Raw genomic sequence first — 26,895 nt, forward strand, 5'->3', positions numbered from 1 at the left:
GCCCACGGATGGATGAAAACAAAGGAAGTAACCGATGTAGGCACACACCTCGCGGTCACTGTCCTGGCTCCCGGTCTTCCTGCTGATGAAAGTTACACCGAATTCCTGAGAGATTCGTCGGCCATCCTGGAAACCGGGACCAGAGGTTACGCGGCGTTCATCATTGTTCTTGACGTAAGACGTCAAACGTCATACGTTTCGCGCATGCTATTCATGGGATGTCTCTCAGGCAAACCACCTGGTGTGTTTGCCGTCGGAGGCATTTTTTAACCGAGTTCCCTACTACGGGGTGTCCCGTCGAATGGCGGCTGCCTCGCGGCGATGGACCAGCCGTGGAGGCACGGGCGGCACTCGGCCGCAACGATCACTCCAACCTCGTCACCGGGAGTTCCGATGAACATGCCGATGAATCGTCGACGCTTCATCGCCACCACGGTGGCGACCGCGGGCGCTGCCACGCTGCCTTCGGCGATCTTCGCTGACCGAGCGGCCGCCGCCGTGCCGCCGCAGGTGACGCTGCCGCAACGCGGCATCTACGACACGGCGGCCGCGGCGAATTGGGCCGATGCCTTCCTGACCGGCAACGGTGAGTACGGGGCCATGCTCTACGGCGCGCCCACCCTGGAGAAGGTGATCTTCACGCATCATCGGTTCGTTCTGCCCAACGGCACCCGTAACGTGACTCCGCCGGTGCTGTCGGGCCGGTTGGCGGGGGTCAGGGACAAGGCGCTCGCCGGTGACTTCAACGGTGCAACCGGCGACTTTACCTCCGGCTGGTCGCTGCGCTGGACTCAGACCTTCCACCCGGGCTATGAGCTGCAGATCAGTACCCCGGGGATGACAACGGCCAGCGATTACGCCCGGATCACCGATTTCAGGACCGGTGAGGTCACCTCGACGTGGATCGACGGTTACGGCGCGTGGACCCGGCGGGCTTTCGCCTCCCGAGCCGACCGGGTGATCATCCACGAACTCACTCCCGCGCCGGGCCGGACGATCGACACCACGCTGAGCGTCAACACGGCTCTGAGCGGCGTGCCGGGGTCTGTCGGTTTCACCACTCTGGCCACGGTCGGCAACGGTGACGGCTACTTGAACCTGCGGGGCAGATACCCGGCAGGGCAGGGGGCGTTCGGCTATGAGGGCGTCACCCGGGTAGTCGCGACCGGCGGTTCGGTACGGGTGAGCGGGTCGGCCATTGTCGTGGCCGCGGCGACCAAACTCGTGCTGCTGACCAAACTCGATCGCTACGACTCGTCCACCGCGTGGGACGCGAAACCGTTGCACACGGCGCTGGCCGCGCTGAGCGCCGACTACGCGACGTCGCTCACGCGGCATACCGCCCTGCACACCGAGCTGTACGACCGTTCACGCCTCGACCTGAACGTCAGCGCCGCCGATCGGCAATTGTCGACCAGTGAGCTGATCGCGCGGCAAAATTCCAATCGCAATGTCATCGACCTCGCGTTACTGGAGCGGATGTACGACTCCGGCCGTTACCTGTTCCTCAGTTCCAGCGGCGTCCTGCCGCCGCGGCTGACCGGCCTGTGGACGGGCGCCTGGGACGCGGCGTGGGCCGGCGACTTCACCACGGACGCCAACGTCAACTTCCAGGTCGCCGGCGGCAACATCCTGTCCCTCACCGAAGCCATGGACGGCTACTTCAACCTGATCCTCGGCCAGATCAACGACTGGCGCACCAACGCCAGAAACCTCTACGGCACGCGCGGCCTGCTCGCTCCCTCCCGGACCGACGGTGAGTACGGCAAGATGCTGCATTTCGACGGCGGGTTTCCCGGCCACACCTGGATCGGCGGCGCCGACTGGCTGCTCTATCCGCTGCTCGAGTACTACCAGGTCACCGGTGACGCCACCTTCTACCGCACCAAGCTCGCTCCGGTCCTGATCGAGCTCGCGTTGTTCTACGAGGACTTTCTCACCCGCACCGACGCCAACGGCAAGGTCATCTTCGTGCCGTGCTTCTCCATGGAGAACAGCCCCGGCAACACGGGCAGGCAACTGTCGATCAACGCGACCGGCGAGATCGCCGCAGGCAAGCATGCGCTGCAGGCCGCCATCGACGCCGCGAACTTCCTCGGCACCGAACAGGGCTCAGGCCAAGGCGTGCAACGCTGGACCGCCTTGCTGACCAAGATGCCCGATTATCGAATCAACGGCGACGGGGCGCTCGCGGAATGGTCGTGGCCCAGCCTGACCGACCGGTACAACCACCGTCACGTACAGCACATGTACCCCCTCTGGCCGCTGCACGAGATCAACCCCGAGGACAAGCCCGACCTGATCCGCTACGCGAGCCGCGCCCTGGATCTGCGAGGGGACGAAGGAGGGGAGGCCCACGGCGCCATCCACCGCAGCCTCGCCCGAGCCCGGCTCAAGGACGGCGCCGGCGTGTACGGCAATCTGCGGAAGATCCTGGGAAACAACATGATCTTCCGATCGCTGATGACCTCGCACAACCCGAACCTGGCGATCTACAACGCCGATGCCGCCAATTCGCTGCCCGTGATTCTCGCCGAGGCATTGATCTACACGAGGCCCGGCATCCTGGAGTTGCTGCCCGCGCTGCCCGACCAGTTCGCCAAGGGCACGATCAACGGCGTGCGCGGCCGCAACCGCATCCGGATCGAGTCGCTCACCTGGGACATCAGCGCCCGGACCGTCACCGCCACCGTCATCTCCGACATCACCCAGACCGTAACGCTCATTTGCCGGCGCGGGATCGTTTCCGTCACCACCAGCGCGGGCGTCGCCACCTCGCCGTTGGGCAGCCACGCCCGCCAGGTGTCACTCACCGCAGGTACGACGACCCAGATCACCGTCGGCCTGGGGGCCGGCGGTCCGTCCACCGGCGTCGTCCGCCTGGTCAACCGCAACAGCGGCAAGGTGCTGGACGTCTTCGGCGGCTCCACCGCCGACGGCGCCGCCATCGTCCAGTGGCCCTGGAACGGCGGAAGCAACCAGCAGTGGCGGATGTCGCAGAACTCCGACGGCTCGTTCCGGCTGTCCGGTGTCGGCAGCGGCAAGGTCCTCAGCAGCCCGAACGCCAACCAGGGCGCCGCCCTCGTCCAGACGACCGACAACAACGGCGCGAACCAGCGGTGGAAACTCACCCCTGCGGCCACAAGCGGCTACTACCGACTGATCAACTCCGGCAACGGATTGTGTGCGGACGTCGAAGCGGGCTCCACGGCCGACGGCGCCCGAGTCATCCAATGGGCCGACAAGGGTAGCGCCAACCAGGAATGGCAGCTCGTCGCCGTATGACACCGGGGATCCAGCCGCGTTCCGCCGCCGGGCGTCGCTCGCGTAGTCGTCGATTTCCTCAACCCCGTTGTCGGCGAGCTTGACGAGCAGTACCCGTCCGGCGTCATCGGTGATCAGCGGGACTCACGGGTTCGGCCCGCCACTTCAGCGGTGTCCCCGCATCTCCCGGGACACGACCGCCGCGCACGTTTAGGCGCTCAGCACCTTGCGGAGCAGTTCGGCGAACTCGGCGGGGTGCGTGCTGAGGCCCGTGTGCCCGCCGGGGAAGTGGACGAGCTCCTTGCCGAACCGCTCGGCGAGGAGGGCGGCGGGACGGTAGGGCAGTTCACCGCGCGAGTCCGCTCCGCCCGCGAGCACGAGCCGGTCCGACAGGGCCGCCAGGCGATCCACGTCCGGGACATAGGCCATGAAGCTCGGCACGATACGACCGAGGAAGTAGGGCATGTTCGCCATCGTCCGCTCAGCTCGTGCCGCCATCTGCGGGGGCAGCTCGATGGCCGCCTCGGCGGCGACGGGCTCCTCGGCACCCGGCCGCCGCAGGCCCGCCGCGAACTCGGCCACCGCGGGCATCAGGCCGTCCCGGCGGAGCGTGTCCTGGACGCGGGCGAGCAGCGCGCGGTGCTCGGCGGCGTCCGGTAGCACCTCCACCAACGGCGGCTCATGCGCCACCACGCGTTCGATCCGCTCGGGATGGGCGGTGAGCAGGTGCAGCGCGACGATCGCCCCTGAGCTGCAGCCGACCACGCGCGCGGGCGCATCCGGAGTCAGCAGTCGCAGCAGCCGGAACGCGTCGTCGGCATGCCGCATGACCTGCTGAGTGGCCTGCGGGTCCTCCAGCGGGCTGCGGGACAGGCCGCGCGGGTCATAGGACGCGACCGTGTAGTCGGCGGCCAGGTCGTCGGCGATGCCGTCGTAGGAAGCGGCGTCGCCGGCGCCGCCGGGGATCAGCAGCAGGAGCGGGCCGCTTCCACGCACCTCGTAGTGCAGGGTGGCGCCGTCCACGCGCAGGCGGCCGGTGGTCGGGTCGGTCATGAGGGGTCTCCTTCACGGGGTGCGGGCCAGTGCTCCAGGAGGGCGTGCAGGGCGTCGAGGCAGCGGGCCCAGGAATCCTCGGCCGGGCGCGCGTGCGCGAACCCGCCGGCGGCCTCAAGACTGACGAAGCCGTGGAGCGTGCTGCGCACGAGCCGAACCGCGTCGGTCAAGTCGGGCTCGGCCAGTGCGTAGGCGCGCAGCATGCTGTAGGTCAGTTCGACCGCGCGCCGCGGGCCGGGCGCCCGGGCCGCGAGCTCGGGATCGACCTGCGTCGGGATCTGTGTCGCGGTGTACCGGCCGGGGTGGTCGCGGGCGTAGGCCCGCCAGGCGTTCGCGAACGCCATCAGCGCGTCCTTCCCCGCCTGCCCGGCGGTGGCTTCGGCGATGCGGATGGTCTTCTCGTCCGCCGCCAGCAGCGCGATCCGCCCGCGCAGGTCCTCCAGGCCGCGCACGTGCACGTACAGGCTCGCGTCCTTCACCCCGAGCCGCCGCGCCACCGCCGACATGGTCACGTGGTCGAGCCCGACCTCGTCCGCCAGCTCGGCGCCCGCGAGCGTCACCCGGTCCGGCGTCAACCCGGCCCGCGCCATGTGCACCCCACCTTCATCCTAGAGCTATTAGGAATGAACTAATGACCCTAGGATGAACCTTGTGGTCTGAGGATGTCAAAGCGGATCAGGAGGACTTCGCCGCCTCGGCTTTCTGGACGGGGGTTTCCGGACCCGGTGGCATCCCGTCGGGAGATGCCGTATCCGTGAAGCCGCGCCCAGGCACAGGCGCTGGAGCTGCGTTGTGGAGGGAGACCGGGCGGCTACACCCCGAACCTCAGGGGCCGGGAAGAGGGGCAGAGGTGCCGTGGAGGCCGGGGCCTCGGCGGAGGTGACCATGGGAACCGCCGCTTTCCGCCGCGGCCGGGATGGGGGAGGCCGACGTCCCGGACCAGTGTGGGATCGGGTCCGTGGACGCCGGCCTCCGTGTGCGGTCCACGCTCGGCACGGGGGAGCCGTGAGTGTGGACCGGCTCCGAGGTCAGGGGGATCGGGGGACGATCCCGGATGCCCCGGAGGTCGGGAAGGTCAGGGCCGGTGCCGCACAGGCGGGTCCACTGGGTGCCGCAACGTCCGTGGGTGAGTTCGGCGACGATGCGCAGCGCATCCGGCGGTCACCCTTCAGGTCATCCCTCTCGCCGCAGGCGGCCACCCCGGCTTGGACGGCGAATTCACCATCTTGGACTTTCCCGACAAAGAAGACCCATCTGTAGCCCATCAGGAAGGTCTTTTCGGAGATATCTTCGCGGAGGCACCCGATGACGTCGCCCGGTATTACCGGGCCGCCGAGACCGCACGCGGCAAAGCCCTCGCCCCCGACGAGTCGGTGACGCTGATCAAGGACGTGAGGAAGGCGGTTCAATGACCGATGAACAGGGTTGGATCACTAGCAGCTACAGCGGCAGCGGCCAGCAGTGCGTCCAGGTGAAGCCAACTCCGTCCGGGATTGCCATCCGCGACTCCAAGAGCCCGGACGGCTCCAGGTTGCTGTGCACGCTCGATGCCTGGAAATCCCTGGTGACCGAAGCGCGGAACGGCTCCTACGACCTGCCCGCGCACCTTCTCGAAGCGCCATCTCACCTGCTCAAACCGGCAGCCGCAGACCTCGGGCTGACCGCCGCCGAGTGGTTGTCCGCCCCCGATCCCGGCGACATCCATCTGTCGATCGCTTTCGTCGACGACCATATAGCGATGCGCCTCATCCCCACGGCGGAGACGCTCGTGTTCACTCCCGACGAGTGGAACACATGGTTGTCCGGAGCCAAGGACGGCGAATTCGACTATCTCGCCTGAGCTGCTCAAATTCCGCAGGTGAAGGTGGGCTTTCAGCGGAACATGATCTCGTCACGCGGCTCTTGGGCTGGTATGAACGGCTGAGGACATAGGCATATCGCCCAGGCGAATCACTCGAAAAGATCAAGGAAGCAGTAGAGCGATGGAACTTAAGGACCTGAACGGCACGGATCTCACCGGGGCCGTGTGGAGGAAGAGTTCCCGCAGCGGCAACAACGGCGGTGAATGCGTCGAGGTCGCCGGTAATCTGCCCGGGGTCATCGCGGTCAGGGACAGCAAGAATCCGACCGGCCCGGCGCTCGTTTTCGGCCCGAGTGAGTGGTCGGCGTTCCTGGGCGGCGTCAAGGGCGGCGAGTTCGACATCTGAGATCCGCCGACCCTGTCCGGTGGTCGCCTGAGGTGAGAGCCCCCGTCGCGTTGGGGGCTCTCACCCGTTTGCGGGTGCTCGCCACGAGCATCGCCGTTCGGCCGCTTCGGGCTCAGACGTTCGCCATGGTGTGCCCTGCTCCGGTGAGGTCCTGCCGGTCGGCGTTCTTTCCCAGGTAGGCGCGCAGGTGCCGGGCGGTGAGGGAGTCTCCCCGGGCGACGAGGTCGGCGGGGGTGCCGGTGAAGACGATCCGGCCGCCGTCGTGCCCGGCTCCGGGGCCGAGGTCGACGATCCAGTCGGCGTGGGCCATCACGGCCTGGTGGTGCTCGATGACGACGACCGTGTTGCCGTCGTCGACGATCCGGTCCAGCAGGGCCAGGAGCTGGTCCACGTCCGCCAGGTGCAGGCCGGTGGTCGGCTCGTCCAGCACGTAGGTCGTGGCCTTCTCCGCCATCCGGATGGCCAGCTTGAGCCGCTGCCGCTCGCCCCCGGACAGGGTGGTGAGCGGCTGGCCGAGGCCGAGGTAGCCCAGGCCCACGTCGGAGAGCCGGTCGAGGACGGCCCGCGCCGCGCCGAAGCTCGCCCCCGAACCCGAGCCGGCGCCGGGAGCGAAGAAGTCGCGGGCCTCGGTCACCGACATGCCCAGCACCTCGCTGATGTCCTTGCCGCGCAGCTTGTGGGTGAGCACCTCGGGCGTGAACCGCCTGCCCTCGCACTGCTCGCACACCGACGCCACCCCGGCCATCATGGCGAGGTCGGTGTAGACGAGGCCGATGCCCTTGCAGTTGGGGCAGGCGCCCTCGGAGTTCGCGCTGAACAGGGCCGCCTTGACCCCGTTGGTCTTGGCGAAGGCGGTGCGGATCGGGTCGAGCAGCCCGGTGTAGGTGGCCGGGTTGCTGCGGCGGGACCCGCGGATCGCGGTCTGGTCGACCACGGCGACGCCCTCCCTGCGGGGGAGCGAGCCGTGGATCAGCGAGCTCTTGCCGGACCCGGCGACGCCGGTGACGACGGTGAGCACGCCCAGCGGGATGTCGACGCTCACGTCCTTGAGGTTGTGCAGGGTGGCGCCCGTGATCGACAGCTGCCCGCGAGCCGGCCGCACCTTCTCCCGCAGCCGGGCCCGATGGTCCAGGTGGCGGCCCGTCAGGGAGTCCGAGCGCCGGAGCCCGGCCACGTCACCGGTGAAGCACACCCGCCCGCCGGACGAACCCGCCCCCGGGCCCAGGTCGACCACGTGGTCGGCGATCTCGATCGTCTCGGGCTTGTGCTCGACGACCAGGACCGTGTTGCCCTTGTCGCGCAGGAGCAGCAGCAGGTTGTTCATCCGCTCGATGTCGTGCGGGTGCAGCCCCACCGTGGGCTCGTCGAAGACGTAGGTGACGTCGGTCAGGCTGGAGCCGAGGTGGCGGACCATCTTCACCCGCTGGGCCTCGCCTCCGGACAGGCTGGAGGACTCGCGGTCCAGGCTCAGGTAGCCCAGGCCGATCTCGACCAGCGACTCCAGCGTGTTGCGCAGGGTGGCCACCAGCGGCCCCACCGACGGGTCCTCGATGCCCCGGACGAACTCGGCCAGGTCGCTGATCTGCATGGCCGCGCAGTCGGCGATGTTGCGGCCGTCGATCTTCGAGGCCAGCGCGGCGGGGTTGAGCCTGCTGCCGCCGCACGCGCGGCAGCTCGTGAACGTCACGGCCCGGTCCACGAACGCCCGGATGTGGGGCTGCAGCGACTCCCGGTCCTTGGCGAGATACAGCCGCCGCACCTTGACCAGGAGCCCCTCGTAGGTGGTGTTCATCGTGCCGATTTTGATTTTGGTGGCGGGCTTGTGGAGGAAGTCCTCCCACTGGGACGGGGTGTAGTCCCTCAGCTTCATGTCGGGGTCGAAGAATCCGGCGTGGGCCAGGCCCTGCCAGTACCACGAGTCCACGGTGAAGTTGGGGACGGTGATCGCGCCCTCGTTGAGCGAGCGGTCGACGTCGACGAGCTGGGAGACGTCGACGTCCGACACCCGGCCGAGCCCCTCGCACTCCGGGCACATGCCCTCGGCGCTGTTGAAGCTGAAGGCGGTCGAGGTGCCGACGTGGGGGGTGCCGATCCGGCTGAAGACGATCCGCAGCATCGTCTGCGCGTCGGTCGCCGTGCCGACCGTGGAGCGGGAGTTGGCGCCCATCCGTTCCTGGTCGACGACGATCGCCGCGCTCAGGTTGCGCAGGGCGTCGACGTCGGGACGTCCCTGGCTCGGCATGAACGACTGGACGAAGGCCGTGTAGGTCTCGTTGATCAGACGCTGTGACTCCGCCGCGATGGTGCCGAAGACGAGGGAGGACTTCCCCGAGCCGGAGACCCCGGTGAAGACGGTGAGCCGCCGCTTGGGAATGTCCAGCGAGATGTCGGCCAGGTTGTTCTCCCTGGCGCCGCGTACCTCGATCACGTCGTGGCTGTCCGCGACGGCCCGGCCGTGCCGCGGGCCGCGATCGCCGGCCGGTGTGGCGGATGGGAACACGAACCTTCTCACTTGATATCCTTATGCTGTAAAGAGTTGGCCCGGCCAAGTTAGTTTATGCCGTAAGGAGTTGCAAGTGGTCGTCTTCGCCGGACAGGGCGACGCGCGCCGTTCGATGGCGCTGCTGTGGCGCACCACGGGGCAGGGGGAGACGCGTCCCGGGCCCAAGCCCGCCCTGAGCGTGGACCTGATCGTGGACGCGGCCATCGCCGTCGCCGACGCGGAGGGGATGGCCGCGCTCTCCATGCGCGCGGTGGGCGAGCGGCTCGGGCGCACGGCCATGGCCCTCTACACCTACGTTCCGAGCAAGAGCGAGCTGGTGGACCTGATGTACGACCGGGCCCTCGCCGAGCTGTCCACCCGCCACGACCTGACTGACGGCTGGCGGGCGGCGGTGACCGCCTGGGCGCGGGAGACCTGGGAGTTCTACGTACGGCATCCGTGGGTGCTGCAGGTGTCGCAGGCGCGCCCCGTGCTGGGCCCCAACGAGTACGTCATGATCGAGGAGGCGCTGCGGATCCTCCGCGAGACCGGGCTGAAGGCCGGGACGCTGCGGTACGTCGTCGGGACGCTGTTCTACTTCGTGCGCGGGGCGGCGCAGACGGTCGCGGAGTCGAGGCAGGCCCCGGCGGCGACCGGGATGTCGGACGAGGAGTGGTGGTACGCCCGCTCGGCCCTGCTGACGGAGGTCGCGCCCGACTTCGCCGAGCGGTTCCCGACGACGGCCTGGCTCGCCGCCGAGGGCGCCTACGAGTCCCAGGACGAGACCGTCCCCTACATGGAACAGGAGGGCAGAGACACCTTCGCCGCCGGGCTCGCCATCCTCCTGGACGGGATCGAGGCGACGGTGAGCACGGCCGGAGTCTGAGGGCGCCGTCACGGGGGCGCCGTCACGGTGGCGCCGTCAAGGGGGCGCCACCGTCACGAGCTCGTAAGAAATCGCGGGGGCGCCTGCCCCTACGCTGAGCGCATGATCAAAGTGCGAGCGGCAACCGCCCTGATCTCGGTGGCCTTGCTGGCGTGCGCGTGCGGCGGCGCCGGAGGGGACGACACGGCCGATCCCGCACGCGGCACCGCGCCGCCGCCGGCCGCGGCGCCATCCACGTCGCCATCCACGTCGGCATCTACGTCGGCATCCGCGTCGGCGACACCGACGGCTTCGGCCGACGCCGTCACGCCGACGGCGGTACCGGCCGCGCTGGCCTTCTCCGCCAGGACACTGGACGGCGAGTCGTTCCAGGGCGCGAACCTGGCCGGTAAGCCGGTGGTCTTCTGGTTCTGGGCGCCGTGGTGTCCCAAGTGCATTTCCGAGGCACCCGCCGTCAAGACCGCGACCGCCACGTTCGGCGAGGTCGCGTTCGTCGGCGTGGCAGGCCTGGACACCGAGGCGGCGATGAAGGAGTTCGTCCAGATGACCGGCACCGGCGACATCGCGCACCTCGCCGATGTCAAAGGCGCGGTGTGGACCAAACTGGGCGTCAGCGAACAGTCGACGTTCGTGTTCATGAAACCGGACGGCTCCACCACGAAGGTCTCGGGCCCGCTCGACCAGGACGCGCTGGACGGTCACGTCCGGCGGCTGCTCGGCCGGTAGCGCACGTACCGCCATGGCCCTCGACAACCTGGAGATACGAGCGTGAACGTCGCCGAGGTGCCGCTCGCCCTGGCACTGGCCGCGGGCACGGTGGCCGCGTTCAACCCGTGCGGCTTCGCGATGCTGCCCGCCTACCTCACCCTGCTGATCGCCGGCGGCGGGCCGGCCCGCGGCGGGCCGATCGCCCGGGCGCTGCTGCTGTCGGCCGCCATGACCGCGGGCTTCGTCACGGTCTTCGGCCTGTTCGGGGTGATCGTCACCGCTCTGGCCGTGTCGGTCGGCCGTTACCTGCCGTGGGTGACGATCGTCATCGGCGTGCTGCTGGCGGGACTCGGCGTGTGGCTGCTGACGGGCCGCGAGCTGCTGCTCCGCCTTCCCGGGACGGCCGCCGGCCGTCCTGCCACCTCACCTCTGTCGCTGTACGGCTACGGCGTGTCGTACGCGGTGGCCTCGCTGTCGTGCACGGTGGGACCGTTCCTCGCCGTCACCTCGGCCTCGCTGTCCGGCGCCGGCCTCCTCGGCGGCGTGGCGGCGTTCGTGGCCTACGCGCTCGGCATGGGCCTGGTCGTCGCCGTCCTGTCCCTGGCGGTGGTGCTCGCCCGGGGCGCCGCGGTGGCCAGGCTGCGGCGGTTGCTGCCGTACGTGTCCAGGGCCAGCGGCGGACTGCTCCTGCTGGCCGGGCTGTATGTCGTGTACTACGGCTGGTACGAGCTGCGTGTCTTCTCCGGCGGGACCGCCGACGACCGGATCGTGGGCGCCGCGACGGCCGTGCAGGGAGTCCTGGCGGGATGGCTGGCGTCTGTCGGTGCGGGCTGGGTCGCCCTCGCGCTCGCCCTGCTCGCTCTGGGCGCGCTCGCGCTGCGCGCGGTGCGGCGGCGGCACGCTCGCCGGGCACCGGTGCCGGAGGTGCCGGTCGAGTCGCCGCCGGTGTGAGCGCGGAGGTCGCCACCTTCGATCGATGATCATGGTGGAACGCGGCAGTCCCTGATCTCCCGCCACGCGCCGATCGCCACGTCGGGCGGGCCGCGGGCCGGCTTCATGCCGGTCTTCTCCGGGCGTTCTCCGGACCCGGTCTCGAAGCCGGATGCCGCGCGGTCGCCTAATCGAACCGCCGCTGGGCAGGAACGGTCTCATGAAGAAGTTTTTCAAGGTCGTGGTGGGACGCTGGCTGGCCCGTACCCCGTGGGGGATGGCGATCCTGGGGGTGGGCTGGTTCCTGGGGCGGCGGCGCAGGCAGCGTGAGCAGGAGCAGGCCGGGCGAGGTGGGCGGGGATACGTGACGCGGGGGAGCGGACGCCCGCCCCGCTCCGGCCGGCGCTGAACCCCGCCGCCTTCAGGCGCGAGGGGACGGCGGGGACCGGCGGCCGGTTCGCCTCCCACCCCGCGGTCCAGCAGGCCACCGTCAGGGCGCAGGACCGGGCCCACCCGTCCACCGCCCACCTGGAGCCGTACCGGCGAGTGGTACGACTACTCACGGTCAGCGGTCGCGGGTTTTCCCGCGAAGAGAGTCGCGTCCACCCGACGACTTGAGTGTGCCCCCACGGCAGGGTGTTTCCTCGGGAGCGAACGTACCGATTCGAACCCGAGAGGAATTTCCCGGTGGACACATCGAGAACCGACGACCCCCGAGACGCGACGTCTCGCCCAAGCCCCCTGACGCAAGGGCGGTCTCGGCCGGCCGTCGACGGCTCCCGGCCGTTCGGCGCCCACCTGCGCATGAGCTGGTGGAAACCGCTCGTGGTCATCATCGTGCCGTCGCTGGTGATGGTGGTCCTGCAGGTTCTGCTCTACCAGGTCGCCGGCGTCATCGAGGGCAGCGACGACCCGATGGCGGCCACCTTCACGCCGTTGAAGTTCCTGGCCGTCAACCTGAGCGTGGGCGCGGCGGGCGTGCTGGCGATCCTGCTCCTGGCGTGGACGGCCAAGGTGCCGTGGCGCAGCCTGATCAGCTCGCCACGGGCGTTCGACGCGCGCCGTTTGGCGCAGTACCTGGCAGGCGCGGCTCTGCTGCTAGGCGCCGGGCTCGGTGTGGTGGCGCTGGTCGCACCCGACGCTCCGGGCTGGACCGCCTTCGGTGTCACCACCACGACGGTCGTCATGCTGGTGATCACCGTCCTGACGACTCCGATGCAGGCCGCCGGTGAGGAGTTGATGTTCCGAAGCGCCGTGCTGCCCGCCGCCGCGTCCTGGGTGCGTGCGGTTCGCCCGGCGCTGGCCGTCGGGCTCGTGGTCTCCAGCCTGGCCTTCGCCGCGGTCCACGGGTCGACCGACCCCTGGTTGTCCGGATATTATGCGGTATTCGGCTTCTGCGCCGGGCTGATGGCGATCATCAGCCGCGGCATCGAGGCACCGGTCGCGTTCCACGTCGCCAACAACGTCCTGGCGACAACGGTCAACACGTTGATGGCGGACGGCGAGGCCTTCCCCCTCGACCGGTCCACCGACACCGGCGACGCGTCCGTGCTGATCCTTGTCGCCGTCAACATCGGCATGGTCGTGTTCGTCTGGCTGCGCGAGCGGCGAGCGCGGGCCACGAGCTAGTGCCATCGCCGGCGTCGGGCCGGGGAGGCCGAAGCCCGTGACGACAAGAACCAGGGGTGGGGCGTCGGGAGATCGGTGGGGGCGGCCCGATCGGCCCTGCTTCGACACCGGCATCCGCTGAGAGACGCCGCCAGACGTGCGGTACCGCATGAGGAGGTGAGGAACCCATGACCTGGAGCACGCGCGAAATAGCCGAGCTGTCGGGAAGCACGGTGAAGACGGTGCGCTACTACCACGAGATCGGTTTGCTCGACGAGCCCGACCGCGAACCCAACGGCTACAAGCGGTACGAGGTCCGCCACCTGACGCGACTTCTGCAGATCAAGCGACTGACCGGGCTGGGCGTGCCGCTCGCGCAGGTGGCGGCGATGGGAACGGACCCCGACGGCCGAGCCTCGGTCTTCCGGACCATCGACGCCGAGCTCGAGGCGACGGTGGAGCGACTCCAGAAGATCCGGCAAGAGCTGGCCATGTTGTCCCGGCCGGGCGCGTCACCGGATGTGCCGGCCGGGTTCGGCGGTGTCGCGGAGCACCTGCGCGACAACGATCGCGCACTCATCATGATCTATGCCCAGCTGTTCTCGGACGAGTCGATGGATGCGGTGCGGCAGACCCTCGAGGCACGTCCCAACCCCGCACTCGACGAGGAGTTCCGCGACCTTCCCGAGGACGCCGACGAGGCCACACGGCAGGCCCTCGCCGAGCGGATCGCACCGTTCGTCGCCGGCTCGGCCACCGATCACTCGGTCACGTTGGAGCCCAAGGCCTCCACGTCGCGCCAGGCCGAAGCGGCCCGAAGCGCCGTCGGCCACGCCATCCAAGCCCTTTACAACCGTGCTCAGGTCGACGTGCTGCGCCGAGCGCACCTGATCAGCGAAGCCAACGGCGACGCACGCTCGGCACGTGATCGACGTGACCCGGTGCCGATCGAGAACGACGGCCACTGAGCTTCTTCACCGCGAAGCAGAACTCCACGTCATCGAGCGGCGGATCAGCGGCCGGTGGGCCGGGCCGACGGCACCGGGGTTCCTGTCGCGGCCCGATGGGCGGTCTGCCGGGCGACCGTGCTCGCCAGTTCCTTCAGCGCCCGTTCGGAGTCGCTCCCCGGCTCGGTCACCAGGGCGACGAATTTCTGGCCGGTGCCGCTGACGGAGAGCACCTCCCAGGAAAGGGTGAGGTCGCCCAGCGTCGGGTGGCGCAACTCCTTGGCCTCGTTGCCGCGCGTCTGCACCTCGTGGCGGGCCCAGATGTGGCGGAAATCCTCGCTGCGGGCGGTGAGCTCCTCCACCAGCCCGTGCAGGTACGGGTCGTCGGGGTCGGCCGCCACGGCGGAGCGTAGTTGCGCCGTCTTGGCGCGGGCGGCTTTCTCCCAGTCGGGGTAGAAATCGGCCGCTCGCGGATCGAGATAGATCATGCGCAGGCAGTTGTCGATGTTGGTCATACCCTCGTACAGGGCCTTGATCATCGGATTGACGGCCAGGATGTCCAGGCGCCGGCCGATCACCATCGCGGGAGCCTGCGGGCTGAGCTGGAGGAGCCGGAGCAGGCTGGGACTGACCCGCTCCACGGCGCCGGTCTCGATGCGGGGGCGGGTCCAGGGGTGGGCGAGCGAGTAGAGGTAGCCGATGGCGTCGGGCTCCAGGCGCAGCACCCGTGCCAGGGCGCTCAGCACCTGGGGGGAGGGGTTGCGTTCCCGTCCCTGCTCAAGCCGGATGTAGTAGGAGGCGCTGACCCCGGCGAGCATGGCGACCTCCTCGCGCCGCAGTCCCGGGGTGCGGGAGGAGGGGGAGTGCAGGAAGCCCGCCTGTGCCGGACTGGTGGCTTCGCGCCGGGCGCGCAGGAACTCGCCGAGCAGGTTGCAGGGGCCGTTGTCCATTTGATGATGATATGTCGTTATTGTCCGATTGGCCTAGTGTGACGTTCCTGTAATGATCGGCGGCAGTTTTTTACCTCAGGGCCGTCACCTTCCGCCGTGCGGCCTGGCCGGTTTTCCCTGGACTGCTTCGGGGCGATGGCGGGGCGTACCGGTTCGCAGGGAAAGGCGGCCGGAGAGCCGGGTCGCGGGATGCGCGGAGCGAGGCGGGCGCCGACGGGGGAGTTCTCAAGGGTGAGGCCGCCGCGGTGCCGGTGGGCGGCGTCGCGGGTGATCGCCGAGGTCGCCGTCGCCGCCGTCGAGATGACGGGCGGCGTCGAGGTGGGTGAGGTGTTCGAGGACGCGCCGGCGGCCGCCTTTCCGGGTGAGGGACTCGGCGGGGTCGGGGAGCTCGTGCCCCGGGCCGAGTCGGCGGCGTCCGTGCGTGCCTGGGAGAGCAGGCCGTTGATGATGGTGTCGAGGCGGTCGGCGATGGTCAGCGCCGTACGCAAGGTGTGGTGGAAGTCGGTGTCCTCGGGGTGGTCGAGGGCGTCTTCGAGTTCGGCGCGCAACCCGGTGATCGGGTTGCGCAGCTCGCGGGAGGTGGTGGCGACGAAGCGGCGTTGCCGGGCGAGGGCCTCGTCGAGGCGGGCGAGGGTGTGGTTGGTGGTACGGGCCAGCTCGGCGATCTCGTCGTCTCCCGGCGGGACTCGCACGGGGCGACCGAGATCGTTCACGGTGACCTCGTCCAGATGGGTGCGGATGGCCTGGATGGGGCGCAGCGCGCGGCCGAGCACCCACCAGGTGGCCATGCCTGTGCCGCCGGTCAGGACCACGACGAGGACGGCCATGAGGTATTCGAGCCTGTACTCCTGGAGCAGCCACGGCATGCCCAGGCCGGCCACCCTCCCGCCCTGGGCGCGGGCGTCGGACTCCAGGGCGTGGCGGAGGGGCGGGCGGGCGCTCGCGCCGAGCGTGGTCAGGACGATCAGCACCAGCAGGGACGTGGCCGCGGTGTAACGCCCGCGGATGGATCGGGGACATCGAGCGATGATCATGATCTCTCCGGTGGGAGGAGGGCGAGCGCCTCGGGCCGGGCTCGGAGGAGGTCACAGAGATGCCTGCCGTCGTTCATGCCGTCACCATAAATCGGGATCGCTCGCCCAGGCTGACCGTGGCACTCCCATGCATCCGCCCTGATCGGAGCCGGGTCACGAGTGATGCGAGCGGACCGGCGTCCTCGTCGGGCGCGCCCGCCCTGCTCGCCGCACCGGCTTCCCGGGGCGGGTCTGACTGGTAGTGACACACCCAGTCAATTTGGATAAGTCGGACATATGATTTCGCAATGGCCAGCGAAAGCCTGCTCGGCGAGTTCCTTCGTGCCCGGCGCGCGATCACCACTCCCGCCCAGATCGGACTGCCGGACTCCGGGCTCCGCCGGACGCCGGGTCTGCGACGGGAGGAGGTCGCGATGCTGGCCGACGTCAGCACCGACTACTACATCCGCCTGGAACAGGGGCGCGAACGCCACCCGTCCGACCAGGTGCTCGGCGCCCTGGCGGAGGTGTTCGGCCTCGGCGCGGACGCCACGGCTCACCTGTACGCGTTGGCGCGCACGGACATGCCGGTCCACCGGGGGCCACGCGTGCCGGCCGGCGCCACGGCGCGGGTCAGCCCGCACCTGATCCGGTTGATGCACACCTGGCGGACGCCGGCCTTCGTGATGAGCCGATGCACGGACGTGCTGGCCATCAACCCGCCGGCCGCGGCCTTCTACCGGCAGGGGCTGCGCGCGGGGCTGAAGGTGGGCGACAACGTACTCGACACGATCTTCCTCGACGCCGCCGCGCGGAGGTTCTACCCCGACTGGGAGTCCACCGCGCGCAACGCGGTCGCCCACCTGCGCGCCGTCGTCGGCAGGGACCTCGGCGACCCCCGCCTGGCCGAGCTGGTCGACGAGCTGTCCGATCGCAGCGACGACTTCCGCCGCCTGTGGGCCCGGCACGACGTACGGAAGGAGATCAGCCACGTCGTGTGCTTCCGCCATGATCTTGTCGGGGAGCTGACGGTCGACTGCGACATGTTCTCCGTCGCCGAGGCGCCCGGCCAGCAACTGGTCACCATCCAGGCCGCGCCCGGCAGCCCCTCGGCGCGCGCGCTCGCCGTGCTCTGCCGGCAGGCCCGCGAACGCGATCTCGCCTCCGGCCCTCCCGTGCGGCGCTCCGACCCCGGGGGCGAGCGCCCGGTCCCCGGGGAAGCGTCATGCTGAGCCGGTATCTGCCGTCGCTCAGGGCCCGCCGGACAGCGGCGACCGCCGCCGTCGCGGCGTGTGTGTGCGTCGGCGTCGGCCTGCTCTTCCTGCTGTTCGCCGGCGGCAGGGAGGCGGATTTCGCCCAGGCTCGCGTCACGGACGCCTGGAACCTGGTGGTGCCCCTCATCCGGCAGGGCCCGCTCCCGCCCGTCCTGCCCAGGGGCGAGGTCGAGGCGATCCAGGTGCTGGACGCCCGCGGCCGGGTGGTCGCGTCGACCCCGGAACTCGCCGGCAGGCCGCCGATCGCGACCTTCCGCGCCGACGCCCGGAACGTGCGCACCACCCGGGTGCTGTGCCCGCCGCGGGGGCTGGAAGGCTGTATGACCGTCACCTCCTACAAGGTCTACCAGCAGCAGGGGGTCTGGCTGCTCTACGTGGCGATCCCGGAGGTGCCCTGGTACGGCGCGACCGCGGACCTCCTGCTGGTCGTCGGCGCGTCCCTGGTCGTGACCGCCATGATGACCGCGTGGTCCTTCCGCGACCTCACCAAGGCCATGGCCCCGGTGAACGCCATCAGGGCCGAACTCGGCGAGATCACCCTCACCGCCCTCGACCGGCGGATCCCGGTCCCCGCGGACTACCAGGAGATCAGGCTCCTGGCGGAAACCGTGAACGACACCCTGGACCGTCTCGAAAGCGCCTACACCCGGCTGCGGCGTTTCACGGCGGACGCCTCCCACGAGCTGCGCACCCCCATCACCGCCATGCGCACCCACCTGGAGGGGGCGCTGCTGCACCCACGTGACACCGACTGGCTCGAGACGACCCACGCCGTGCTCGCCGGGGTGGACCTGCTCCAGGCGACCGCGGCCGACCTGCTGACCCTGACCCGTTTGGACGCGCGCCCGCTCCTGTGCCGCGATCCAACCGATCTGCACCGGCTGGTCAAGGCGGAACTGAACCGCCGGACGCACCGAAACAAGATCGTCGAGGATCTGGCCGAGAGCGCCTGTGTCGAGTGCGACCGGCTGCGGATCACCCGGCTGCTGGGCAATCTGCTCGACAACGCCGAACGCCACGCCACCTCGCGGATCACCGTGAGCGTCCGGGTCGAGGGGGCGTCGGCGATCCTGGAGGTCGCCGACGACGGCGCCGGGATCCCCGCCGAACACCGGGAGGTGGTCTTCGACCGCTTCGCCCGGCTGGACACCGCGCGCAACCGGGACGCGGGAGGGACCGGGCTGGGGCTGGCGATCGCCAGGGAGATCGCCGAAGCCCACGGAGGCACGCTGACCGTCGAGGACAGCGAGCAGGGCGCGCGCTTCGTCCTGCGCCTTCCCGCGTGCGACGCCTGTCCGTCCGTCCGGACGGGATGAACCGGTCCCGGCGCCGGCGCGCACGGCGGTGGCGCCGTCCGCCGGCGGGGGCGCCGGGGCCTGGATGGGTGGTAGTCACCCGGCCCCCCTGATCTCGCATTTCCGAAATACGGTGATTTTATGGACGATATCTATCTATTGGGCGACTTTCTTCGCGAACGGCGTGAGGCTGCCTCTCCTCGCCAGGTGGGGCCGCCGGACCCCGCTTCCCGGCGGGAGCCGGGGCTGAGCCGCGAGGAGGTGGCGATGCTGGCCGGTGTCAGCGCCGATTTCTACACGCGGCTGGAAGACGGGCGCGAGCGGGATCCGTCGGGACGGGTGCTCGACGCGCTGGTCCGGGTGCTCGCCCTCGGGCCGGACGCCTCCCGGTATCTGTACGAGCTGGCGCAGCGGCGTCCGATCCGGCGTGGCGGCACCACGGAAACGGTCAGCCCCGGGCTCGTCACGCTGATCCGGAGCTGGCCGGCCACCCCCGCGCTCGTGTGCGGGCGCTTCCTGGACGTGCTCGCGATGAACCGGCCGGGTGACGTGCTGTACGACGGCATGGACTACCGCGACAACCTACTGCGCATGGTCTTCCTCGACCCCGCGGCGCGGAGCTTCTACCTCGACTGGGAGCGGCTGGCCAGGGCACGGGTCGCGTCGCTGCACCTGGTGGCCGCCGCGGACCCGGAGCACCCCTACCTCACCGAGCTCGTCGGCGAGCTGTCGCTGAAAAGCGCGGAGTTCCGCAAGCTCTGGGCCCGCAGGGACGCCGATGACCTGACCTGCACGCCCCAGGGCGTCCGGCACGCCATGGTGGGCGAGCTGGACGTGACCGGCGCCACCTACGACGTCGGCCATGCCTCCGGGCAGCGGCTCCTCCTCCTGCAGGCCGAGCCCGGCAGCCCCTCCGAGGAGTCCCTCACCTTCCTGACCGGTCTCGACGCGGGATGACCGGCTCTGGAAAGTACTTGACGATATGGAAAGGAGAAAGTACTTTCCAACTAGGAAAATAAAAGGAGCGGGCATGGACATCACCCCCGAAGAGGCCGCGCGGACGCTGGCCCAGGTCCACGAGACGCGGCGAAAGGTGTTGCGCGCCGCGCCGCCGATGTTCCCCGCCTGGTATCCGGTGGCGGTCTGGGCTTTCGTCACCGGCATACAGTTCGTCACCGAGATCCCGCCCGCCTGGTGGCTCGGGATCGCCGTGCCGGCCCTGTCGGCCGGTCTCGTCCTCGCCGTTCTCAAGTTCGTGAGAGACGTCAGGGACGCGAAGCTGCGCCCGCACTCCTCGGTGGTGGACCCGTGGGCATGGGCCGGCTTCACCGGCTGGCTGCTCGTCACGGTCGCCGCGTCCGCCCCGCTGTCGCTGTGGTTCACGGAGCTGGGCCTCGCCTACCCGCGCACCCTCATGGGCCTGATCATGACTGCGGTCGTGGCGATCACCTCGCCGCTGCTGGCCAGGTGGATGTCCGGGCGGACCGCGAGGCGGGCGGAGCGATGACCCCGCGGCTCGACCCGGCGATCCACGCGCCGACCCGGCTGCAGATCGTCTCGCTGCTGGCAGCCGCCGACGAGGCCGAGTTCGCCTTCGTCCGCGACAACCTGGGCGTCAGCGACTCGGTGCTGTCCAAGCACGCGAGCGCTCTGGAGGCGGCCGGTTACGTGAAGATCCGCAAGGGGCACGTCGGCAAGCGCCCGAGAACGTGGTTCAGCCTCACCCGCGAGGGGCGTGCGGCCTACACCGGCCACGTCGCCGCGCTCCAGGCCATCGTCGCCCGCTCCGGCCTCACGGTCCTCCCCGGCTGAGACGAAACCCGCCGGGACCGGCCACCTCGGGGCGCGTCGGGGCCTTCGCCGAGGAGCCGCGCGAGGCGGGCCCGCTGGTGACGGCCGCCCGCGTGGCGCCGCTCGAGCCGGTCCGGGACGGTAACCGCCTCGGCGCCGGCGTCCGGCGCGGCCAGGTTCGCCTCCACCTCACGGGGTAGAGACGGGGACCATGAATTCACTCACCTGGGATCAGGTCCACGCGCGGCGGCTGGCTCGCCACCATCTCGTGGAACCCGCCTCCGGCGACCCGCGCGAACCCGTGCGCGACGTGTGCGGGGTGCAGTCGCAGGTCGCCGCCGCGGCCGAGCTGGCCATCGGGTCGCGGGTGAAGGGCGCCACGCGGGAGCGGGTCCGCGCGGAGCTGTACGACAGCAAGCGCCTCGTCAAGACGTACAGCCTGCGCGGCACCCTGCACGTGCACGCCGCCGACGAGCTGGCGCTGTGGATGGCGGCGATGCGCTGGAAGCCCTACTGGCGCGCCAAGGACGGCTGGCACGCCTACCACGGCCTCACCGCCAAGCAGGGCGAGGCGTTCGTCGACGCGGTTCGCGAGGCTCTGGACGGCGAGTGCCTGACCCGCGAGGAACTGGCCGGGGAGGTCTCCGGGCGCGTCGGCGCGTGGGCCAAGGACAGGCTCGCCTCCAACTGGGGCGAGCTGCTGCGTCCCGTCGCCTACCTCGGCGTGCTCTGCTTCGGGCCGGTACGGGGCACCAAGGTGACCTACGTCAGGCCCGACCGGTGGGCGGGGCTGAGGACCGAGGTCGGGGACCAGCCCGACCCCGAGGAGTCGGCGATGGAGATCGTGCGCCGCTACCTGCGCGCGTACGGCCCCGCCACCCACCAGGACCTGGCCCGCTGGTTCGCGCTCAGGCCGCCCGAGGCGCGCGAGGCGCTGGAGTCGCTCGGCGACGAGGTCACCCGGGTCGAGGTCGAGGGGCGCGAGGCGTACGTCCTGGCCGCCGACGACGACGACCGCTGGCCGTCCGGCCCGAGCTGCCTGCGGCTGCTGCCGCAGTACGAGGCGTACGTCCTCGGCAGCGGTCCCAAGGAGGTCGTCGTGCCCAAGGACACCGCCGCGCGCGTCTTCGAGCACGGCCGGGGCAGGTACGAGGGCGCGGTCGCCCACCAGATCATGCTGGTCGACGGGGTCGTCTCCGGGATGTGGGAGCGCAGGGAGAAGGGCGGCAGGGTCGAGATCAGGCTGGAGTCGTTCGTCAAGCTCGACTCCGGCCGGACCGGGGAGCTGGAGAGGGAGGTCGAGCGCGTCGGCCGCTTCTACGGCGCCGAGGCCACCCTGTCCACGGGCAGGCTTACCGGCGGGAGGCGCTGAGTTCCTCCGGCGCCACCGCGCGCGTCCGCCGGGTGGCGCGCGGGGAAGGCCGGGACGAGGGGGACCGTGCCCCGGCGCGGGTGGACCGCACGGCCGGAGATACGCGCGGGTGCCCCTCGCCGTCGGCGCCGCGCGGTGCCGGCACCGCGCGATCCCGGGTTCGCCGCGTTCCCCCTCACCGGGTGCAGCGCGCTCCGTCCCTGGGCGGGGTCAGGTCGACGAGGTAGCGGGTGACGGTGTCGTCGACGCAGGAGGAGACGCCGGTGGCGTAAACGGTGTGCCCGTCGGCGTCGTAGGTCAGCAGCACGGCCGAGGGCATGTTCCCGGCGACCTCCCTGGCCCAGCGGTACGGTGTGCGCGCGTCCCGGGTGTGGCTGACCAGCACGATGGGCCCGGCGCCCCTGGCGCGGGCGGGAGCGGGCGCGACCGCGGGTGAGGGCAGGAAGGCGCAGGTCAGGTTGGTGCCGTCGGAGAGGCGGTCGATACGGCGGATCTGCCCGGCGAGCCGTTCGTAGTCCCTCAGGTTCCTGGAGTGGGGCCGGTCGAGGCAGTTGACCACGCTCGTCACCTCGTCGACGGGCAGGGACACCGAGGGGGCGCCGAGCCGGACCCGCAGGTCCGCGAGCGGGGTTCCGTCCCCGTCGGCCGCCGCGCCCAGCGCGGTGGACAGCTCCCGCCAGGAGGAGGGGTCGATGAGGGTACCGCCGATCACCGCTCGCACGGTGTCGGCGTCGAGGTCGTACCTGCCCCCGCGCAGGGGCCTGGCCTTCGCCCGCGCGATCACCTTGTCGATGGCGGCGAGAACGCCCTTCGCGCTGCCGGCCGGGCAGGCCATCCGGGGGTCGCGGGCGCACGCGCGGGCGAAGGAGTGCAGCGCCTCGGTGTGGGCCCTGGCGCCGTGGAGGGAGTCGGTGTCCCAGTTCAGGTGCGCGGTGTCGATGCCGTCGAGCACCATGGCGCGGACGCGGCGCGGGAAGCGGTCGGCGTAGCGCTGGCCGATGTTCGTGCCGTAGGAGTAGCCGAGGAAGCTGATCGTGTCCTGGCGCAGCGCCGCGCGCAGCAGTTCCAGGTCGGTGACGACATTGGCGGTACCGACGTGGGGCAGGACGTCCTTGCCGGTGCCGCGGGCGCAGGCCTGGACGATGAGCCGGTAGTACGGTGCGACCTCGCCGACCAGCGGCAGGTCGGCACGGGGCTTCCCGATGGGTTTGTCACCCGCCCGCAGGCTGCAGTCGATGGCGGGCCTGCTGCCGCCCACCCCGCGGGGATCGAAGCCGACGACGTCGAAGCGCTCGCGGACCTGCGCGGGCCAGGTCTCGTGGAAGGTGCGCACCATCCAGGTGCCGGACTGTCCTGGCCCTCCGGCCGCGGCGACGAGCGTCCCGATCCGCTGGTCGGGCCTGCTCGCCGGGGCCTTGATCAGGGGAAGGGTGAAGGTCCTGCCGTTGCCGGGGTCGGCGTAGTCGACGGGCACGGTGAGGGTCGCGCATCTGAACAGGCCGCACCGCCTCCACTTCGGCGCCTTCCCGATGAAACGTTCCAGGCGGGCGTCGGACGCGGGGCCGGGATCCGTGGCGAGGGCCGTGCCGCCGGACGGGGGGCCGGGAGCCGTGACGAGGGTCTTGGCGGCGGGCGTGTTCGCCGCGCCGTTCGGTACGTCGGCGAAGGCGGGACCGGCCCCGAGGCCCGCCACGGCCGCCACGGTGGCCAGCGCCACCACGGCCCCGGCCCATCGGCGCCGGGCACCGCCGGTCCTCGCCGTCCTCATCGGCTTCTCGCCGTTCATGCTCTCTCCTTCGGGTCGGTCCTGATCGGTCCGCCCCGCCTGCGGGTGGAGTCGGGGATCACCGGACGGCCGGAAAGAACTTCGGGGTAAGAAAATGAAGATCCTTCCACTTCTATCTACCTTTATAGGCATTTCGAGTTGCAGGCCGCTTTCGTAATGCTTGACAGGTGACTCTCAACGCGAGCGGAAGCGATCTTCCGGCCGGGCTGCCGGGCGGGTGGCGATGGCGTGGGGACCCGCGCCGCACCGCCGCGCCATCGCCGCGCCATCGCCACACACGATGCTCTTCGGGGGCCCCGTACCCATCCGGGGCAGTCGCGCCAGGTTGAAAGTGGCTCATTCAAATTAAAAGAGGGATTTAAAGATATAAGTCGACATGGACATGTCAAGGATTGTCATCTCTGGTCCCGGTGGGCCTCCTTATCTGGTGGAAGGCAGGCCGGTGTCGATGAGATTCGCATGTATGTCGTATAGCGAGTGCGGCTTCGTCGATCAGTAAGGTCGGAAGGAGTGGTGCATCGCTGGAAATGCGCCTCGACGGGGCAGTTTCAAAGAAAAGGAAAACATCATGATGGAGGCCGTTCGACCTCGTGTGGTGCCGCGAAACACCGTCCGTTCCCGGCTGGCGGGGGTCCTCACGGCCGTGGTCGCGCTGGGAGCCGTGGCCGTGACCCCGGCGGCCGCGAGCGCGGCGACCGGGAGCGCGGCGACCGTGGCCCCGGCGATCGCGGGTGCGGCGGCCCCCGCCCCGGCGGCCGCGAGCGTGGCGACGCCGGTGCCGCTCGGCACGGCCGCGAACTTCGTGGTCCTGGGCCGTGACGTCGTCAAGAACACCGGTCCCACCCTCGTCACCGGGGACCTCGGGGTGTGGCCGGGCGCGACGCCGAGCGGCTTTTCGTCCGGCACCGTCCTGCAGGCCGGCGCCACCGCCCAGCAGGCCCAGACGGACCTGACCGCCGCCTACGACGACGCCGCGGGCCGGCCCGCCGACGCCACCGTCCCGGCGGAGCTCGGCGGGACCACCGTGACGCCCGGCGTCTACGACTCCGCCACGGGGGCCTTCCGGCTCACCGGCACCCTGACCCTCGACGCGCAGGGCGACCCGGACGCCGTCTTCGTCTTCAAGGTCGCCTCCACCCTCGTCACCGCGCCCGCCAGCACGGTGACCCTCGTCAACGGCGCCCAGGCGGCCAACGTCTTCTGGCAGGTCGGCGCCTCGGCCACGCTGGGAACCGGTTCCGCCTTCTCCGGGAACGTTCTCGCGCTGAGCGCGATCACCGCGACCGCCGGTGCGACCGTGGTCGGCCGCCTGCTGAGCCGCGGCGCGATCACCCTGGACACGAACACCGTCGTGCGGCCCTTCGCGCAGCTCTGCGGAACGGCGACGACCACGACCACGCTGACCTCCACGTGTCCCTCGGGAGACGGCGGCCCGATCACCTTCACCGCGAGGGTGACCGCCTCGGACGCGACCGTTCCCACGGGGCAGGTCGGCTTCGCCACCGACGGGGCGAGGCTGGGCGTGGCCCAGCTCGACGCGGACGGCCTCGCCACCCTGACCGTCTCGGACCTGCCCGCGGGGATGAATCGCGTCGTCGCCACCTACGCGGGCACGGCCCGGCTCGATCCCAGCAGCTCACCGGTGCTGATCCAGCGCGCGGACCTCGGATGCCCCTGCCTGGGACCCCTGCCGGTGGGAAGCGGTGAGCGAGACGGCGCCCGCCGCGACGACCACGCCGGTCCCGCGGCGGAAAGGAAGGGCCGCACCCGGATCACGGCCGTCGCGACCGGCTGCGGCGCCCGCCGTTCCTAACACTCGCGGCGGGCGGGCGGCGGCGACGCGGGAACCGGCACGGGCGACCGCGGGAGCCTCCCGCGCGAGAAGGGGAGGAGGCCGGCGGCGCCGGAGCCCTGGTCAGCTCGGCTGAGGGTCCCGCGGGCCGCGGTAGGGCAGCGTCTGGCTGTAGACGAGGTTGGTGGTGGTGCTGCCCAGCAGGGCCAGTTCGTCGACGAGCTCTTCGAGGTGGCCCATGGAGGTCGCGGCCACCTTCAGCGTGTAGCAGTCGTCGCCGGTGGTCCGCAGGCACTCCAGGATCTCGGGACGCTCGTCGAGCAGCCGGTGCAGTGGCTGGTGCCGGCTGCCCGGATACTTCAGTCGCACGACGGCCAGCACGGGGAAACCGGCCTTCTCCAGGTCGACGTTCGCGTGGTAGCCGGTGATGACGCCCGTCGCCTCCAGTCGCCTGACCCGCTCGGTCGTGGCGGAGGCGCTGAGGTTCACCCGCCGCCCCAGCTCGGTGATCGGGATGCGGCCGTCCCGCTGGACCTCGACCAGGATAGACCAGTCGGTCGCGTCGAGATTCTCGGCCATCCGGCAAAGATACCGGCATATCAACGGTATATGGCGCCGTACGCCGGGATGAATCCCTTCCGGCCGCGGATGATCACTCGATAGCCTGAAAAGGTGAAAATAGGCGTTAACATGCTGAATTTTGGGCCCGGCGCCGATCCCGGGGTGCTGCGCGGCTGGGCGCGGACGGTGGAGGGCCTGGGCTTCGACCTGCTCATGGTCTCGGACCACGTCGTGATCACCCCCGATGTCGCCGAGCAGTACCCGGCGCCGTTCTACGAGCCCTTCACCACCCTCGCCTGGCTGGCCGGGGTCACCGACGGGATCCGGCTCGGCACCACGGTGCTCATCGTGCCGTACCGCCACCCGCTGCTCGTCGCCCGGATGGCCGCCAACCTCGACCGGCTCAGCGGCGGGCGGCTCGTCCTCGGCGTGGGCATCGGCTGGGCGCGGCAGGAGTTCGAGGCGCTCGGGGTCCCGTTCGAGCGGCGCGGGGCGCTGACCGACGACCACCTCCGGGTGATGCGCGCCGCCTGGGACGACGAGGATGACTACGGGGCCGGGCGGATACCGGTCTGGGTCGGCGGCAACAGCGACGCCGGCCTGCGCCGGGTGGTGCGCCTCGGCGAGGCCTGGCACCCGCTGCGCCTCACCCTCGACCGGATGCGCGAGGGGCTCGACCGGCTGAAGGCCATCGCGGACGAGGAGAGCCGGCCGATGCCCGGCTTCGCGCCCCGCATCGCCCTGCGGCTCACCGAGTCCCCGATCACCGCCCCCGGGCGGCTCGCCGGTGAGGGCACGATCGACCAGGTCCTCGACGACCTCGAACGGCTGCGCCTGCTCGGCGCCGACACCGTCGTGCTCGACCCGTTCGACGGCGACCCGGAGGAGACACGCCACCCGGAGGTGGCCTGGCAGGCGCTCGCGACCGTGGCCGCCCGCTGGGATCTGCGCACCCAACAACCATGAACAGGACAAT

General features: G+C 70.5%; 24 protein-coding genes and 1 pseudogene. 18 read left to right on the forward strand and 7 right to left on the reverse strand.

Translation table 11 applies throughout. The annotated features are described in order from the left end of the window. Positions 1-393 precede the first annotated feature (393 nt). A complete protein-coding gene (locus ACTOQ1_RS34480) occupies positions 394-3,285 on the forward strand; it encodes a glycosyl hydrolase family 95 catalytic domain-containing protein (protein WP_440072159.1) in 2,892 nt (963 codons plus the stop codon). 189 nt (positions 3,286-3,474) lie between these two features. Here the strand turns inward: ACTOQ1_RS34480 and ACTOQ1_RS34485 are convergent, their stop codons facing one another. Together ACTOQ1_RS34485 and ACTOQ1_RS34490 are read right to left on the reverse strand one after the other, a co-directional pair. After that, on the reverse strand, positions 3,475-4,317 hold the full coding sequence (locus ACTOQ1_RS34485) for an alpha/beta fold hydrolase (RefSeq protein WP_440072161.1): 843 nt from the start codon (positions 4,315-4,317) through the stop codon (positions 3,475-3,477). Then, positions 4,314-4,907 carry a TetR/AcrR family transcriptional regulator gene (locus ACTOQ1_RS34490; protein WP_440072162.1) on the reverse strand — a complete coding sequence of 198 codons (594 nt, stop codon included), beginning with the start codon at positions 4,905-4,907 and terminating at the stop codon, positions 4,314-4,316. Before ACTOQ1_RS34490 ends, ACTOQ1_RS34485 begins: the two co-directional genes overlap by 4 nt. 564 nt (positions 4,908-5,471) lie before the next feature. Here ACTOQ1_RS34490 and ACTOQ1_RS34495 point away from each other — a divergent pair. The 3 genes and pseudogenes from ACTOQ1_RS34495 to ACTOQ1_RS34505 form a co-directional block, all read left to right on the forward strand. Beyond that, a pseudogene (locus ACTOQ1_RS34495) lies at positions 5,472-5,729 on the forward strand (Scr1 family TA system antitoxin-like transcriptional regulator); the annotation flags it as partial. After that, complete coding sequence (locus ACTOQ1_RS34500; RefSeq protein ID WP_440072163.1) at positions 5,726-6,157, forward strand: DUF397 domain-containing protein; 432 nt, start codon at positions 5,726-5,728, stop codon at positions 6,155-6,157. The pseudogene ACTOQ1_RS34495 and the gene ACTOQ1_RS34500, both read left to right, overlap by 4 nt. A gap of 142 nt (positions 6,158-6,299) precedes the next feature. After that, positions 6,300-6,524: a DUF397 domain-containing protein gene (locus ACTOQ1_RS34505; protein ID WP_440072164.1), complete on the forward strand. Its 225-nt coding sequence runs from the start codon at positions 6,300-6,302 to the stop codon at positions 6,522-6,524. 112 nt (positions 6,525-6,636) lie between these two features. Here ACTOQ1_RS34505 and ACTOQ1_RS34510 read toward each other — a convergent pair whose 3' ends face one another. After that, positions 6,637-9,024 carry an ATP-binding cassette domain-containing protein gene (locus ACTOQ1_RS34510; protein WP_440072202.1) on the reverse strand — a complete coding sequence of 796 codons (2,388 nt, stop codon included), beginning with the start codon at positions 9,022-9,024 and terminating at the stop codon, positions 6,637-6,639. Positions 9,025-9,100: 76 nt separating this feature from the next. Between ACTOQ1_RS34510 and ACTOQ1_RS34515 the strand changes: the two genes are divergently transcribed. The 6 genes from ACTOQ1_RS34515 to ACTOQ1_RS34540 all read left to right on the forward strand — a co-directional run bounded on the left by ACTOQ1_RS34515 (position 9,101) and on the right by ACTOQ1_RS34540 (position 14,106). Next, complete coding sequence (locus ACTOQ1_RS34515; RefSeq protein WP_440072165.1) at positions 9,101-9,892, forward strand: TetR/AcrR family transcriptional regulator C-terminal domain-containing protein; 792 nt, start codon at positions 9,101-9,103, stop codon at positions 9,890-9,892. Positions 9,893-9,994: 102 nt separating this feature from the next. Next, positions 9,995-10,618 carry a redoxin domain-containing protein gene (locus tag ACTOQ1_RS34520; protein WP_440072166.1) on the forward strand — a complete coding sequence of 208 codons (624 nt, stop codon included), beginning with the start codon at positions 9,995-9,997 and terminating at the stop codon, positions 10,616-10,618. A 42-nt stretch (positions 10,619-10,660) separates the two neighbouring features. Beyond that, complete coding sequence (locus ACTOQ1_RS34525) at positions 10,661-11,551, forward strand: cytochrome c biogenesis CcdA family protein (RefSeq protein ID WP_440072167.1); 891 nt, start codon at positions 10,661-10,663, stop codon at positions 11,549-11,551. Positions 11,552-11,750: 199 nt separating this feature from the next. Next, complete coding sequence (locus ACTOQ1_RS34530) at positions 11,751-11,939, forward strand: DUF6203 family protein (RefSeq protein WP_440072168.1); 189 nt, start codon at positions 11,751-11,753, stop codon at positions 11,937-11,939. A gap of 395 nt (positions 11,940-12,334) precedes the next feature. After that, complete coding sequence (locus tag ACTOQ1_RS34535) at positions 12,335-13,159, forward strand: lysostaphin resistance A-like protein (protein ID WP_440072169.1); 825 nt, start codon at positions 12,335-12,337, stop codon at positions 13,157-13,159. A gap of 167 nt (positions 13,160-13,326) precedes the next feature. Next, positions 13,327-14,106 carry a helix-turn-helix domain-containing protein gene (locus ACTOQ1_RS34540; RefSeq protein WP_440072170.1) on the forward strand — a complete coding sequence of 260 codons (780 nt, stop codon included), beginning with the start codon at positions 13,327-13,329 and terminating at the stop codon, positions 14,104-14,106. A 44-nt stretch (positions 14,107-14,150) separates the two neighbouring features. Here the strand turns inward: ACTOQ1_RS34540 and ACTOQ1_RS34545 are convergent, their stop codons facing one another. Continuing rightward, complete coding sequence (locus ACTOQ1_RS34545; protein WP_440072171.1) at positions 14,151-15,035, reverse strand: helix-turn-helix domain-containing protein; 885 nt, start codon at positions 15,033-15,035, stop codon at positions 14,151-14,153. 17 nt (positions 15,036-15,052) lie between these two features. After that, a complete protein-coding gene (locus tag ACTOQ1_RS34550) occupies positions 15,053-16,069 on the reverse strand; it encodes a sensor histidine kinase (RefSeq protein ID WP_440072172.1) in 1,017 nt (338 codons plus the stop codon). Positions 16,070-16,356: 287 nt separating this feature from the next. On the opposite strand from ACTOQ1_RS34550, the gene ACTOQ1_RS34555 reads away from it, so the two are divergent. The 6 genes from ACTOQ1_RS34555 to ACTOQ1_RS34580 all read left to right on the forward strand — a co-directional run bounded on the left by ACTOQ1_RS34555 (position 16,357) and on the right by ACTOQ1_RS34580 (position 21,780). Beyond that, positions 16,357-17,280: a helix-turn-helix domain-containing protein gene (locus ACTOQ1_RS34555; protein ID WP_440072173.1), complete on the forward strand. Its 924-nt coding sequence runs from the start codon at positions 16,357-16,359 to the stop codon at positions 17,278-17,280. Next, a complete protein-coding gene (locus ACTOQ1_RS34560) occupies positions 17,274-18,638 on the forward strand; it encodes a sensor histidine kinase (protein ID WP_440072174.1) in 1,365 nt (454 codons plus the stop codon). The genes ACTOQ1_RS34555 and ACTOQ1_RS34560 overlap by 7 nt, the downstream gene beginning before the upstream one ends. Before the next feature lie 120 nt (positions 18,639-18,758). Continuing rightward, positions 18,759-19,574, forward strand: coding sequence for a helix-turn-helix transcriptional regulator (locus ACTOQ1_RS34565; RefSeq protein ID WP_440072175.1), 816 nt, complete (start codon positions 18,759-18,761; stop codon positions 19,572-19,574). Positions 19,575-19,647: 73 nt separating this feature from the next. Beyond that, positions 19,648-20,124 carry a hypothetical protein gene (locus tag ACTOQ1_RS34570; protein WP_440072176.1) on the forward strand — a complete coding sequence of 159 codons (477 nt, stop codon included), beginning with the start codon at positions 19,648-19,650 and terminating at the stop codon, positions 20,122-20,124. Continuing rightward, the gene (locus tag ACTOQ1_RS34575; protein ID WP_440072177.1) at positions 20,121-20,429 is read left to right on the forward strand and encodes a winged helix-turn-helix domain-containing protein; all 309 of its coding nucleotides are present in this window, start codon (positions 20,121-20,123) and stop codon (positions 20,427-20,429) included. The genes ACTOQ1_RS34570 and ACTOQ1_RS34575 overlap by 4 nt, the downstream gene beginning before the upstream one ends. 190 nt (positions 20,430-20,619) lie before the next feature. Continuing rightward, positions 20,620-21,780 carry a winged helix DNA-binding domain-containing protein gene (locus tag ACTOQ1_RS34580; RefSeq protein ID WP_440072178.1) on the forward strand — a complete coding sequence of 387 codons (1,161 nt, stop codon included), beginning with the start codon at positions 20,620-20,622 and terminating at the stop codon, positions 21,778-21,780. 175 nt (positions 21,781-21,955) lie between these two features. Here the strand turns inward: ACTOQ1_RS34580 and ACTOQ1_RS34585 are convergent, their stop codons facing one another. Beyond that, the gene (locus tag ACTOQ1_RS34585) at positions 21,956-23,566 is read right to left on the reverse strand and encodes an alpha/beta hydrolase (protein WP_440072179.1); all 1,611 of its coding nucleotides are present in this window, start codon (positions 23,564-23,566) and stop codon (positions 21,956-21,958) included. 595 nt (positions 23,567-24,161) lie between these two features. Between ACTOQ1_RS34585 and ACTOQ1_RS34590 the strand changes: the two genes are divergently transcribed. Beyond that, positions 24,162-25,379 (forward strand): ice-binding family protein, encoded by a 1,218-nt coding sequence (locus ACTOQ1_RS34590; RefSeq protein WP_440072180.1) that lies wholly within the window; start codon positions 24,162-24,164, stop codon positions 25,377-25,379. A 102-nt stretch (positions 25,380-25,481) separates the two neighbouring features. Here ACTOQ1_RS34590 and ACTOQ1_RS34595 read toward each other — a convergent pair whose 3' ends face one another. Next, complete coding sequence (locus ACTOQ1_RS34595; protein WP_440072181.1) at positions 25,482-25,937, reverse strand: Lrp/AsnC family transcriptional regulator; 456 nt, start codon at positions 25,935-25,937, stop codon at positions 25,482-25,484. 111 nt (positions 25,938-26,048) lie between these two features. On the opposite strand from ACTOQ1_RS34595, the gene ACTOQ1_RS34600 reads away from it, so the two are divergent. Beyond that, positions 26,049-26,885 carry an LLM class flavin-dependent oxidoreductase gene (locus tag ACTOQ1_RS34600; RefSeq protein ID WP_440072182.1) on the forward strand — a complete coding sequence of 279 codons (837 nt, stop codon included), beginning with the start codon at positions 26,049-26,051 and terminating at the stop codon, positions 26,883-26,885. Positions 26,886-26,895 lie beyond the last annotated feature (10 nt).

The sequence above is a fragment of the Streptosporangium sp. OZ121 genome, from assembly GCF_051918885.1.
GTDB lineage: Bacteria > Actinomycetota > Actinomycetes > Streptosporangiales > Streptosporangiaceae > Streptosporangium.